Annotated in this window: 12 protein-coding genes; 6 read left to right on the top strand and 6 right to left on the bottom strand. The window is 69.7% G+C overall.

The annotated features are described in order from the left end of the window. Positions 1-81: 81 nt before the first annotated feature. The 3 genes from M8330_RS16730 to M8330_RS16720 are packed head-to-tail and all read left to right on the top strand — an operon-like array spanning position 82 to position 3,745. On the top strand, positions 82-753 hold the full coding sequence (locus tag M8330_RS16730; RefSeq protein WP_250828258.1) for a hypothetical protein: 672 nt from the start codon (positions 82-84) through the stop codon (positions 751-753). Continuing rightward, positions 750-2,273 (top strand): SCO6880 family protein, encoded by a 1,524-nt coding sequence (locus M8330_RS16725; protein WP_250828257.1) that lies wholly within the window; start codon positions 750-752, stop codon positions 2,271-2,273. Before M8330_RS16730 ends, M8330_RS16725 begins: the two co-directional genes overlap by 4 nt. After that, positions 2,270-3,745, top strand: coding sequence for a putative type IV secretion/conjugal transfer ATPase (locus M8330_RS16720; RefSeq protein ID WP_250828256.1), 1,476 nt, complete (start codon positions 2,270-2,272; stop codon positions 3,743-3,745). The genes M8330_RS16725 and M8330_RS16720 overlap by 4 nt, the downstream gene beginning before the upstream one ends. Positions 3,746-3,834: 89 nt before the next feature. On the opposite strand, the gene M8330_RS16715 is transcribed toward M8330_RS16720, so the two are convergent. The 5 genes from M8330_RS16715 to M8330_RS16695 form a co-directional block, all read right to left on the bottom strand. Further along, positions 3,835-4,338: a P-loop nucleotide/nucleoside kinase family protein gene (locus tag M8330_RS16715; protein WP_250828255.1), complete on the bottom strand. Its 504-nt coding sequence runs from the start codon at positions 4,336-4,338 to the stop codon at positions 3,835-3,837. Positions 4,339-4,464: 126 nt separating this feature from the next. After that, positions 4,465-4,929 carry a GNAT family N-acetyltransferase gene (locus M8330_RS22555; protein WP_250828254.1) on the bottom strand — a complete coding sequence of 155 codons (465 nt, stop codon included), beginning with the start codon at positions 4,927-4,929 and terminating at the stop codon, positions 4,465-4,467. 102 nt (positions 4,930-5,031) lie between these two features. After that, positions 5,032-6,324 carry a site-specific integrase gene (locus M8330_RS16705; protein WP_250828253.1) on the bottom strand — a complete coding sequence of 431 codons (1,293 nt, stop codon included), beginning with the start codon at positions 6,322-6,324 and terminating at the stop codon, positions 5,032-5,034. Positions 6,325-6,857: 533 nt separating this feature from the next. Then, positions 6,858-7,202 (bottom strand): helix-turn-helix domain-containing protein, encoded by a 345-nt coding sequence (locus M8330_RS16700; protein ID WP_250828252.1) that lies wholly within the window; start codon positions 7,200-7,202, stop codon positions 6,858-6,860. Between the two features lie 46 nt (positions 7,203-7,248). After that, positions 7,249-8,349 (bottom strand): tyrosine-type recombinase/integrase, encoded by a 1,101-nt coding sequence (locus tag M8330_RS16695; RefSeq protein ID WP_250828251.1) that lies wholly within the window; start codon positions 8,347-8,349, stop codon positions 7,249-7,251. Between the two features lie 208 nt (positions 8,350-8,557). On the opposite strand from M8330_RS16695, the gene M8330_RS16690 reads away from it, so the two are divergent. From M8330_RS16690 to M8330_RS16680, 3 genes are read left to right on the top strand one after another with little or no spacing between them, the layout of a single operon-like run. Continuing rightward, positions 8,558-9,532 (top strand): M23 family metallopeptidase, encoded by a 975-nt coding sequence (locus M8330_RS16690; protein ID WP_250828250.1) that lies wholly within the window; start codon positions 8,558-8,560, stop codon positions 9,530-9,532. Next, on the top strand, positions 9,532-11,112 hold the full coding sequence (locus M8330_RS16685) for a type IV secretory system conjugative DNA transfer family protein (protein WP_250828249.1): 1,581 nt from the start codon (positions 9,532-9,534) through the stop codon (positions 11,110-11,112). The genes M8330_RS16690 and M8330_RS16685 overlap by 1 nt, the downstream gene beginning before the upstream one ends. Beyond that, complete coding sequence (locus tag M8330_RS16680) at positions 11,109-11,537, top strand: hypothetical protein (RefSeq protein WP_250828248.1); 429 nt, start codon at positions 11,109-11,111, stop codon at positions 11,535-11,537. Before M8330_RS16685 ends, M8330_RS16680 begins: the two co-directional genes overlap by 4 nt. A gap of 575 nt (positions 11,538-12,112) precedes the next feature. On the opposite strand, the gene M8330_RS16675 is transcribed toward M8330_RS16680, so the two are convergent. Then, complete coding sequence (locus tag M8330_RS16675; RefSeq protein WP_250828247.1) at positions 12,113-12,478, bottom strand: response regulator transcription factor; 366 nt, start codon at positions 12,476-12,478, stop codon at positions 12,113-12,115. Positions 12,479-12,666: the final 188 nt, after the last annotated feature.

Below are 12,666 nucleotides of genomic sequence, written 5' to 3'. Positions count from 1 at the left end.
GGGTACGCGGGCTTGGTGTTGGGGGGGGCCACCCCCCCTACCCCGGGGGGGGGGCCCGGGGGGGCGCCCCCCCGCCGCTGGATGTGGACCTCGATCCGCTGGTTCCTGGCGGCATGCCTGACGGCACCCCTGCTCGCCCTGGTGCTGGGCGTCGGTGTCCGCATCGGCGAGGCCTCTCTGCCCACGGCCACCGGAGACCAGACGGCGAGCAGCATCGGCATGGCCGTCGTCGGCTGCGTGACGATGCTCGTGGCCTGCGTCTGCCCGATGGCGCTCTTCCGCCTCTTGGCGTTCGTCGACCCCGGCACGGCGACGGGCGCCTCGATGCGGTCCTCCCTCGCCGCCAACGGCGGAGTTGCGGGGATCTTCGGGTCAGGGCGGACGACCGAGACGGCCATGGTGTCGGCGGGCCAACCCGCGGCGGACGGTCGCACGGATGCCGAGTCCGGCGCCGAGGCGACCACGTCCGGCCGCTTCGGTGCCGCCGGAGCTCTGCTCACCCCACAGCCCGTGGGTGCGCTGCTGCGGGGGGTCTCCGACACCGGCAGGCGAGGAGCCTCACTCGCTGTGGACGTGCTCGGGCAGTCCGGCATCGGGCACCAGGGCTACTTCGACACCAGCCCCGCGCCGGCCCCGCAGCAGCGGCCGGCGACGCGTCGACCCACAGGCCGATCGGGCCAGGGTGTCGTCGACTCCGGCGAGGTGTCGGAGGACGTCGGTGAAGCAGCCGAGGCTGCGGAGTTCCTCGCATGAGCGCCTACGGTGGCTCGGCGGCGCGCGAGCGGCATGGATGGTTCCTCGGACTGACAGGACCGCAGCTGCTGGTCCTCCTGCTCGGCGCGGTCCCGGCGTGGGCCTCGGTCGCGCAAGCAGCGTGGGCCTCGTTGCTCCTGACGATCCCGGGCTGGCTCATGCTGGCGGCGCTCGTGTGCGTGCCCATCCACGGGTGGTCGGGGTGGCAGTGGCTCGGTGTGTTGCTCCGGCACCGGGCAGGCATAGCCCTGGGCTGGAGTGCTTTCCACGCCCGCGTGGCCTCGGACGATCTCGTGGTGAGTCCTCACCACGACGATGGTGAGGGCTCTGACCTGCGACATCACGAAGGCCTGGATCGCACCGACCTGCCCGGCGCCCTGGCCTCCCTGGATCTGCACGCCGTCCCCGGCCCCCGTGGTGAGACCGCCGGCATGGCGCTGGTGCAGGACCACTCGCGCCGCACCTGGGCGGCGACCGCGGTACTGGCCCACCCGGGCATCGGCCTGGCAGACGAGAGTATGCGCGACCTCATGGGCTCGGGTCTCACATCGCTCCTCGAGGCCGTGTCCCTGGGTGAGGCGGTCCGCCTGATCGCCCTGCACGTGCGCGCACTACCCGAACCGCGACGGCAGCGCGAGGCATGGATCAGCGAGCACCGCGTGGACGACGAGCCGGCGGCGAGCTGCGAGGTCCATCGTCAGCTCGAGTTGCTCACGCAGGGCGCCGCCGTGCGTCACGAGGCATACGTGACTGTGGTGGTCGACGAGCAGCGGCTGAATCGAGGCGCGCGGACGGACCGCACACCCTCGGCGCGAGGGCGCATACTCGCACCGCTCCTGGCCGAGGTGGAGGCTCACCTCAACGGCGCTGTCGGCTGCACCGGGGTCCGCTGGCTCGACCCGGGCGAGCTGGCCGCCGTCGTCCGCGCGGGTTTCTCCCCGTTCGACGTCGCCCAGGGGGACGGGGACCTGACCGAGCCGTGGGCCGCGGCGGCACCTGCGCGGGCATCCACGACCATGCGCGAGTACCGGCACGGAGCCGCCACGACCCGCACGTGCACGCTCCTGCTCCCTCGCAACGGAGCACCCATGGGTGCTCTCGCGCGCATACTGGTACCGGACCAGCCGAGGGAGCGGCGCAGCATGACGGTGCTCCTGCGACCTGTGGCGCGTCGGGCCGCGCAACGGGCGACCGAGCGATCGGAGACCTCCGCAGCCATGGCAGCGGAGCTGCGACACCGCATCGGCCGGTCCGACAGGGCCCGAGACCGGCGAGCCCATTCCCGCCTTCGTGACACCGACGAGAAGCTCGAGCGTGGACGAGCTCTCGTCAGACTTGGGATCGTCGCTGCGGTGTCGGTCCCGGAGGGCAACGACGCCGCGGACGCCGGACGCCGTCTCGAGGCGGCTGCCCGGATGTGTGGCTTCGCGCCGGTGCCCCTCGACGGTGCCCACGACGCTGGATTCGCGGCGGCCGCGATGCCGCTCGGGGTCGGGCTGCCCACGGCGAGGACCTCATGACGCGCGCCAAGCGAACGGCACTGTCATCGACCTCGTCGGTTCCGGGCGGTGCGTCGCAGGAGGGCTGTGCCGATACGCCGTTGTGGGCGGCGCGTCCCTCCCGCGGACAGCGCCGGCCCGGCCTCGGATGGTCACCGACGCCCGCGCGGCTGGCGATGTACGAGATGACGTCGGAGCAAGTACCGGTGGCGTGGCCGCTGATCGCGGGCGACGGGCCGCCGCCGTGGGGTGCCGAGATGGGTTGCGACGCGCTGTCTGGCGGCATCTTCTACTGCGACCCGATGGGCTGGGTGACCGACGATGCTCTGCCCGTCACCAACCCCAACGTGTTCATCTTCGGCAAGCCCGGGCGCGGCAAGTCGGCCTTGGTCAAGGCACTGCTGCTACGCATGATCCGGTTCGGCTACCGCGGCCTGGTGCTCGGGGACGTGAAGGACGAGTACGAGCCGCTGGCGCGGCTGCTCGGTGTGGAGCCGCATCGCATCGGCCCGGGGCTCCCCGGAAGGATCAACCCTCTCGACCCGGGTCCGCTGGCAGATGGCTGGAGCGAGCTGAGCGCCGCCGAGAGTCAACGACGGCTCGCGGTGATCACCTCACGGTGGCTGACGCTCCTGCGCGGCCTGGTCAGCTCGCAGGGAGTGCCGTGCGGGCCCACGCAGGAGCGGGTGCTCACCAGGGTCCTGGCTGGGGTCACCGGAAGCGACCGAGGATGCTCGCAGCTGGCGCCCGCTGCCGTCCCGGACGTCTGGGCAGCGCTGGACAGCCCCTCCGATGACCTGATCCGGGACAGCCGCCACCACGACCGGCGCTCGTTCCTCGACGAGACCCGCCCGCTGCGCGACGCCCTCGCCACCCTGTGCGAGGGATCGCTACGAGGCATGTTCGACGGCCCGTCCACCGTCCGACCAGACTGGCGTGCGCCGCTCCAGACGCTGTCGCTGCGCGCGCTGCACGACACCGGGAACCAGGCCGCGGTCGGCATCGCGCTCATGTGCCTGAACAGCTGGGGCCAGGCGATGCGCGAGCTGGCCAGGCCGGGGGATCGACGCATCGTGCTCCGGGACGAGGCCTGGTTGCAGACCAGGCTCAGCCTGGACGCGGTCAGCTCCCTGGACGCCAACCTGCGGCTGTCGCGACGCGACGGCGACATCCAGATCGTCACCTACCACAAGCCGTCGGACCCGCTGGCTGCTGGAGATGCCGGTAGCCAGGCGGCACAGATCGCCCGTGACCTGCTCCACCTGGCCGACACCCGAGTCCTCCTCGGCCAGGACGCCGAGGTTGCTAGTGAGCTCGGGACGTTGCTGGGGCTCACTCGCATGCAGCGCGACGCCGTCACGGGCTGGGCCATGCAGGAGCGAGGACGGGCGCTGTGGCTCGTCGGCGATCGCCGGTTCAAGGTCCAGCTCCTCCTCACGCCACTCGAGCAAGCGCTGTTCGACACGAACACCGCGGTGGCGTGGGCCCTATGACTGTTCGTTGGATTTCTGAAGGTTTCGCGCCGAACTGTCACGTGCTCGGCAGGGAATCCGCCCGCGTCGGTTCATGTTTGCGGAACTGTCTACTCCTTGTCGCGCCAACTCTCGGCGTCGGCGGGTTGCGGATGCCTGACGACCCGGAGCGGGCCCTCGTCGGGTGTGGGCGGCTCGAAGTGGTCGAAGTATCGAGCGGCGACCTCGTCGGTGAGCTCGAAGTCGTCGGCATGGTTCCCGCGTCTGGCGCGGACACGCTCGAGGACCGTGGCCCGGTCGGTCGCCATGTAGATGGTCTCCGGGACGACGCCGGTGGGGCCCAGCAGTTGGCGGTAGTCGGCGCGCATCTGGCGGGACCAGAAGGAGAAGTCGAGTACGACGTCCCGGCCGTCTCGAATGAGCTCGAGCAGGCGTGTACGCAACTCGGCCTCGATCTCGTCCCGAACGTCCTGTGGCAGAGGAACGGTCGAGACCCCGCGTTCCCACATGATGACGTCGAAGGAGAGCCGGACCATCCCCTGATCCTCGAGTTGCTTCGCATAGGTCGACTTTCCCGACCCGGACGGCCCGCACATGAAAATCACCCTGCTCATGGCCGGACGCTCCCACGAGAGGAGTGGGTCACTCAACGTGGTTCCTGCAGCAGTGGCGATCCGCTGGCCGACGAGGTGGGCCGGTCACGGGGCAGCGGCAGCGGCAGCGGCGTCGACCTCGATCACTCAGGGAGCGAGGTCGAGGCTGAGTGTTGCCAGATCTTCGACACGTCGGAATCCGAGTCGCCGATAGAGGCTGAGCGCAGCTTGGTTGTCCGGTTCTGTCACGAGGGACAGTCGTGTCGCACCTGCAGCGCTGGCTGCGTCGCGAACTGCGTTGACCAGGGTGGCCGCTGTGCCCTGGCGACGGGATGCGGGGAGCACGAACAGGTCACGCAGCTGCCAGAACTGTCCCATGACCAGGGATGCAGGGATAGCGTGGCTTGTCGCCAGGCCGATGGGAGGTCCGGGAACGGGCGAGTCCATGTGCGCCGTATAGACCTTGAGCATCTTCGACTGGACCATGTCGGTGAGCCAGTCCAGGGTGCGATCGTCTTCGTCGGACGACTGGCCGTAGTGGTGCCGGTACTGGTTGAACAGTCGGCTGGCCTCTGCGAGGGTTTCGTCGGTGTCGCAGTTCGTGACCTGCACGGGGTCAGCAGCGTTTCGGACGCCCTCCGAGGCGGGCTCGCGGAATGGTCGCACTCTGGCATCTTGCCAGCCGCTTACCTCGGCCGCGGATACGAGTTCGCCTCACCGGTCCTCGCCGGTCAGGTCGGGGTGCTCAATCGTGGCCAGGTAGCGGGTAGCGCCTTCGACACTGAGGCCGAACAGGTCGCAGATGCGGCGAACGTCGCCACCGGTGGCGTGGATCTCGTGCAGGATGCGGTCCTCACGCAGGGCTCTGGGTCGGATGCCGCAGTCTTTCCAGGGGAACGAGTGGCCGCCGGAGACGAGCCGCGGCGCGGTGCGTCGATTGATCAGCAGGTGCGGGTTGGCGCTGTTCGGCCACGTCCGGTTGCGGTAGTCGAGCCAGGCAGCGAGCCGAGTTCTCACTGGTGCGGCGAGCGGGATGTCGCGGCCGTTGAGGCGGAGTCGACCGTCGACGATGTCGGTCATCTGGAGCTCACGGACCTGCTTGCCCGTCAGGGCGTGGAAGGCGATCAGCGCGACGGCGAGTGCGGTGGCGGGGTTCGGAGAGTCGAGCTCGGCGCGGATCAGCTCGGTGTCCAGCGGGAGTGGAATGTTGGTGGCAACGCGGGTCAGGTCGATGCCGCGCATGGGGTTGGCGAAGACGAGGCGTCGTCCTTTGAGGATCTTGAACAGCGACTTCAGCCCGTTCTCGGCGAAGTGCCGATGGCTCGTGTTCTTCGGCAGACCCGCGAGTGCGGTGAGGATGTCGTCCTGGGTGATCTCGGCGAACGACTGGCGGCCGGCCTCGACCCATGCCTGAACAACTGGGGCGAGTCCTTGGATGTGCAGTTCGACGGTCTCTGGTTCGCGGGGGAACTGGCGGGGCGCTTGCCGCGACCCGCCGAGCATGATCTGCAGCCACAGCTCGAGGTGCTGGCGCATGGTGTCGGGCAGGGCGCCGGAGTCGATGAACTTGGCAGTGAAGTAGCGCTCGACCCGTGTGGGGACGTCCTCGATCAGGAGCTCTGCTTCGGCGAGGACGTCGATGGTCGAGGAGATCGTGCCGTCGTAGCGGCGCATCGCGACGACTTCGCTGGCGCGGATCAACGCGGTCGGGGTCGGCCGGACGGTCTGCAGCATGCGCAGGGTCTGCATGACGGCGTTGCGTTGCCGCACGCTCCAGCCGTACCGGCTGGCATGGTCAGCCAGGATCGCGGCGCAGTAGCGGGTGAGGTCGCTGTCCTCAACCAGAATCCGCTGTCGAAGAACCTCTGGGTCGGGGTCCATGTCGAACAGCGTGAGCTGCTCGGGTGCGTCTTCGTCGAACCGAGTGCCTGGCTGGTGGGGCAGCTGGTTCTTGTTCTTCTGCGACCAGCGGCCGTCCCAGGTGACGTAGGTGGGCAGCTCGCTCACGCGGCGCTTGAAGACCATGTTGGCGAAGAACAGCTGTTGACTGTGTCTGTTCGAACCGGCGACGTCGGGCGCGCGGCCGGGCGCTTGATCGAAGCGAGCGTTCTCCAGGCACAGGCGGCAGGCTTGAGTGTCGCTGACGTGGGTGGCCCGGCCGCAGTGCTTGCACGTCCCCTTCGGGTAGTGGCCCTGCCACCACCGGCAGGACCAGCAGGTCCAGTTGTGACGGGGGTACACACCCCAGGCCAGGCAGCCCTTGCAGGCGTCGATGTGCTCGGGGCTGCGGGGGTGGCAGCGACCGCACAGGCCCTGGCTGAAGTAGTCGGCCCGGTCCCCGCATCGCTGGCAGGGTGGCGACGCGAACGGTCCGCCGGGCAGGCAGCCGTAACAGAAGTCGACCCGCGGAGTGGTCCACGCGACGCGGTTGATCTGACAGCGGGTGCACTTGGGAGGCAACCGCAGCGGCGCGTTCGGTCCAGGTCCTGGCATCAGCACACGTCCCGTTCAGTTCGCCGAACCCGAGATGTGCGCGTCGCCTACAGCGGTGGGGTCGAGCGGGGCGTGCCCGGCCGCGGCCGCACGGGCGTCGTGCTCGGACTGCTGTCGGAGGGGTGGTCGTCGCTGTTGACTGCGTCGGCGGCGTGGGGCCGCCGGGCCGCGACCTTGTCGGGCTCAGGGCTCATCAGGTCGTTCATCGTGCAGCCCAACACCTCGCACAGCACGTCGAGGTCGTCCAAGCGCATCGTGATCGGGGTGCCGGCCCACCAGGATGACATCTTGCCCGCGGAGATCTCGAGGCCGGCGTCGGCGAGCATCCGGCGCAGCTCGGCGGACTTCCAGATCCCTCGCTCGGCGGCCCGCAGCCGCAGATTCCACTGCATCTGTTTCCTCTCTTTCCTCAGCACTTCTTCGGACTGGTCGGGCGGATCAGGGTGTCGGCGGTCCGGTCAGGCGGCGCTGGCCGAAGCGGCTTTCGAGTCGTTCATTGGCCTGGTCCCAGGCGTGCTGGATGTGGTCGCTGCGGACGTGGATGTAGCCCGACGTCGTCGCCAGCCAGAGGTGGCCCAGGAGTTCCTGGATGGCCTTGAGGTCCATGCCAGCCTCGTACAGCGACGACGCGCAGTAGTGCCGCAGGACGTGCGGGGTCATCCGGCCCGACCAGGCCGGGAGCCACTGGTCGACTTGGCTGTTCAGCGTCCGGCGGAGGACGTCGGCGCGGGCGCGGCGGCAGCGCCCGAGGTCGTGGTCGAGTCGTTCGGAGGGCAGCAGCGGCGCGTCAGGGTCTGCCCAGTCGGCCCCGTACTGCGGGCGGACTTCGGCCAGCCACCACTCGATGAGCTGGTCGGCGCCGTTGATGGCCGGGATCAGGCGCGGCTTGGGTCCGCGGCCGCGGCTGCCCTTGCCGAAGCGGACGTGCAGCTTGCCGCATCCGCCGAGGTCGGGACGCCAGTCGCGGATGTCGAGCATCACGGACTCGTTGATCCGCAACCCAAGTCGACGCCACAGCGAGGCCGCGAAGTAGTCCCGCGCGGCCGGGAGGTACTTCCGGGCGTGAGGGACCGATTCACGCCACCCGGTGAAGAGCGTGTCGACCTCCTGGTCCGACGGCGGAACCCGCGCATTGCCCAGCGAGGCGCCGGATTGGCGGTTGTATTCGTCGATCGGCTGCTCGACCTGGACTCCGGTCGCGCGGCGGATGTCTCCGGCGTAGCGGTTGATGACGAACTCGTAGAACACCGACAGCGTTCCCGCCTTGCCGGCCCGTGTGGACACGCTGCGTCCCAGCCGTCGTTGCTCGGCGAGGAACTGGTCTGCGGTCGAGGGCGTCGCTTCCCACAGCGGGCCAGTCATCGATCGGGCGAACTCGATGACGGTGGCGCGGCTATTGCGGATGTGTCCGTCACTCAGGCCCGCAGCCACCATCGCCAGCGCGTACTGGTCGACCAGCTCTTGCTCGAAGTCCTCCACGTCCTGCGGCGTCGCAAGGACGTACGCCGTCGCGCCGCCCGGCAGGACGCGCAGACCCATCAGGAACTCAGTTCGCAAATGTCGGCCATGCGCCGAGGATACGCCCAAACCGTCAGGAAAGACGACCGATGATCACAGAATCTCTCAGCGTCCGTGAACCTGAGCTACCTGCACGAACGCAAATCGTATGGCGAGATCCACGAAACGAACCGCCATGCCTAGAGACAAGACGCTCATGAGCAGGACGAGGTCCGCAACGGCGGCTGTCGTGGTCGGCTGCGTCTACATGGCGGTCGCTCCACTGCTCGTGCTCATGACGGGAGCAGCCCTGGCCGTCGAGACCTGCTCCTCGAACCCGGCGTCCGAACTTTCCAGCCTGGATGACGAGCAGCTCGGGAACGCGCGGACCATCGTCGAGACCACAGCCGCCTTCCCGCCCACCAGTAGCAGCTCGCGGGCCGCCGTCATCGCCGTCGCCACCGCGCTGCAGGAGTCGAGCCTGCGCAACCTGCCGAGCGGCGACCGCGACTCGCTCGGGTTGTTCCAGCAACGACCATCGCAAGGGTGGGGAAGCCCCGAGCAGCTGCTGCGGCCACGCTTCGCCACACGCGTGTTCCTGGCGGCTCTCGTGACCGTGCCGGGCTGGTCCGTCAGGCCACTCACCGAGGTCGCCAGCGACGTGCAGAGACCGGCCGAGGGTCTGGAGGGCGCGTACGCGCGGTGGGAGTCGCTGGCGACCGCGCTGGCGAGCAGGTACTGGCGAACCACTGCAGCAGGCGGCTGCCAGGAGTCGGTCGTCGCTTCGGGCCAGGTGGCCTATCCCGTGCCCCGCGGCCTGGCCTGGTCGGACCGCCACAACTGGGGAGGAGCCGGTGAGCACTGGAGCGCGTGGCACACGGGAACGGACTTCTCGCTCCCGTGCGGCACCCCCGTGTACGCGGTGACGGACGGTGAGATCGTGCTGGAGCCGGGGCCCGACTGGTTCGGTGACGTCCTGGTTCAGGTGCGGCAGGCTCCGGGCGGCCTCACGACGTGGTACGCCCATCTCCAGCAGGTCGACGTTGTCGCGGGGGAGCGCGTGGCCGCCGGCACTCGCCTCGGTGAAATCGGGGACGTGGGCAACGCGACCGGGTGCCACCTGCACTTCGAGGTGCACCTTCGCGACGGGGGCATCTACGACGCGGACAACGTCGATCCCTCTGCATGGCTGGCGACCAGCCTTGCCCGCGGTCAGGAGCGCTGATGGGCCAGGTCGCTCAGCCGGCAGACCCCGTCACCCTGCTGCTGGGGGCGCCGTGGTGGCTGTACGTCTGCGTCGCCGGGGTGGTCTTCACGGTCTCGGTGCTTCTCCTGCAGGGCAGGCCTTCCCGGCCAGGGATGGCCACGACCGCAGACCTCGCGGCCCAGCTCGGCCCACGGCGCCTGCGGCGACGTGTCGGAGAGATCCGCCCCGACCTCGCGCGGCGAGGATGGACCCCCGGCTCCACCGGCTGGCGTCTCGGGCACGTCGGACGAATCGGACGCGGGTCGTTGTGGGTGCCGTACGACCGCACCACGCTGGTGATCGGGCCGCAGGGCTCGGGCAAGACGCTCGACCTCCTGACGCCGGCGCTGCTCACCGCGCCCGGAGCAGCACTGGTGACGCTCACCAAGCCGCAAGACCTGTACCTGACCTACACCGCTCGCTCGTCCGGTGACGGTCCTGCTGTGGTCCTCGATTCCTTCGGCCTCGTGCCGGGTCTTCCACCGCTGGTCTGGGACCCCGTTGCTGGATGCGTGGACCCGCAGCTGGCGGAGCGCCGCGCCAAGGCCTTCGCGTCCGGTGCCTTGGACGGCACACGACGCTCGAGCGGTGAGGATGCCTCCCGCTTCTACGCGGGGGAGTGCGCCAAGGTCTTGCAGGCCTACTTCCACGCTGCAGCCCTAGCGGGCCTCACTTTGGACGAGGTCCTGCGCTGGGTCGCGGACCCGCTGCGCACGACCGAACCGGAGAGGCTCCTGGCGACGCACCCGGACGCCGAGCCGTACTGGGACGGGCTGCTGCAGGGCGCGCTGCGCGGGGACGAGCGGACCGCGGCCAACACCATCACCACGGTCCAGCAGGCCATGTCGCTCTTCTTTCAGAGCGGTGCACGTCGGCGCTGCGTCCCCGGTCCAGGTGCGCCCGCCACCGACCTGCGCGACCTGATCCGACGTGGCGGGACGATCTACCTCCTCGGTCGCGAGGACCCGTACACGTCCGCCGCGCCGCTGATGACGGCCGTGGCCGAAGACGCCCTGGACATCGCGAAGAGGCTCGGGGAGACCAGCGAGAACGGGCGACTCTGCCCTCCGTTCCTGGCCTGCCTCGACGAGCTGCCCTCGACCGCGCCGATCCCCACGTTGCTGACCAGACTGGCCAACGAACGGGCTCTCGGCGTCTGCTTCATCGTCGCTGCCCAGACCTGGCGACAGCTCACGGCGACGCTGGGGGAGCACGGGGCCCGGAGCCTGCTCGGCCTCGCCAACAACCTGGTCGTCTTCGGTGGCGGCAAGGACGGACGGTTCTACCAGGACGTCTCGGACCTCGTGGGTCAGAGCTGGCACCGCGAGACCCGGTACTCGGCCAAGGGCCGCTGGTCTCCGGCGGTCGACCGCTCGTGGGGTGACGTCCGCCGTCCGACCATCGAGGCTGCCGGGATCAGGCGGCTGCCCGAGCGTCGGGCGCTGCTCTTGGCCGAGCGATGCCCGCCGGGCATCGTCCGGCTTCGCCGCTGCATCGAAGGGAAGGCCGGACGTGCTGTGCTCGGAACAGCTGAGGCCACCCGACGGAGGGCGCGATGAGCGCCTACGACGTGCGCCCGTTTCCCCCTCCGCCCGCCGCGGTCAGAGAGGCGATCGAGCAGCTGCACCTCGCGAGCATCCATCCGTCCAGCGACGAGTTCACCCTCCGCAGACTGGCCGAGCTCCCTCGACCATGGGACCCGGGCTCGTGTCCTCGCGACCTGCTCGCAGAACTGTGGCCCTGGATCGCGGACGTCGTCGACTGGCTCAACTCGCAGTGGATGCCGGACGACGCTCGTGTCCCGATGTGCTGGCCGGACCACGCGGACCTGTGTCAGTGGCTCGCGGCGTTGGCTGCCGCCCGCTACACGGCCTCGTTCGGCGTTGCCGCGGACACGGTGCACATCTGGGCCGCCTCGTGGTTCCCTGAGCTCCACCGACGTATCGGTCTGCTGAGGACGTGCCGCATGGGCCGCCACGAGTGACCGCGCTTGCCGGGGTGCGGCGTCAACCGATCAGTCCCTCTGCTCGAGGGTGGTGCTTGGTCGTCGTGCGCACAACCTCGACGACGGCGACAGCAACCAGACCCAGGACCATGGTGACGACGGACCACAGGCTGCCTGCGAGGCCAGCGAGTCGCACTCTCCAGCCGGGCCCACCCCCGAACTGCTGAGAAGCGGGCTGCTCCGGCCGCGAAAGCCGCGATGGCGGCGACAGTCAGCTCGGCTGCGTACATCATGACGCGGCCCACCTCGTCAGGGTTCGGCCAGAAGCCGCCGAACCGTCCGTGGTCTGTGGAGACGAGGACCGGAACGCGGGGGCGAGGGGCGTGAGGCCGACGAGGACGAGTGCCGCCTGGAGCAGGGCTCCTTCGGATTCACCCGGGATACAGATGAACCGGAGGTCGTCCGCGATGGTCGACAGGGGGATCAGTGCGAGGTCGACTGCGACGAGGGCGCCTCCCAGGGTCCGTCGGGCGCCTCGGTCGGCCAGAGATCGTGCGTCCGCACCGCCCGCGGCGGCGCTGATCCGCGGGCATCGAGAGCGTCGGCACGGCCCGTCAGCCGAGGAGTTTCTCGACCCGCCCCAGCAGTTCGACGATGTCGAAGGGCTTGACCAGGTAGTCCGAGGCGCCGGCGGCCATGCCGCGGCGCTGGTCCTCCTCGCGGGCGCGAGCCGTCAGCATCAGCACGGGCAGGTCGGCGTGCGCACCGTGCGCGCGCAGGCGGGTGCACGCCTCCACGCCGTCGACGCCGCCAGGCAGCGAGACGTCGAGGATCGCTAGGCCGGGCCCGTGCTCGGCGACCAGGTCGAGGCCCACCAGGGCCTCGGTGGCCATGTGCACCTCGTGCCCGGCGTTCTCCAGGATGAGGCGCAGCAGCTGGTGCACGTCCGGGTCGTCCTCGACCGCCACGATCACTGCCATGCCGCACACCCTAGTGTGTGCCGGTCACCCGCGTGTGCGACTCGCCCTGACGCGTCCGGCCCTAGAGCGTGTCTGCTTAATCCGGGCGTGGTGGTCGGCGATGGTTGACACATGTCGCGTGTGGCAGTGCTGAATGACGCTCAGTGGGAGCGGATCGAGTCGTTGATGCCGTCCTCGGATGGCCAGCG

It is taken from the genome of Nocardioides bruguierae, assembly GCF_023656415.1.
Taxonomy (GTDB): domain Bacteria; phylum Actinomycetota; class Actinomycetes; order Propionibacteriales; family Nocardioidaceae; genus Nocardioides; species Nocardioides bruguierae.
Note: the sequence above shows the minus strand (reverse complement) of the source record. Positions and strands in the feature narration are given on the sequence as shown.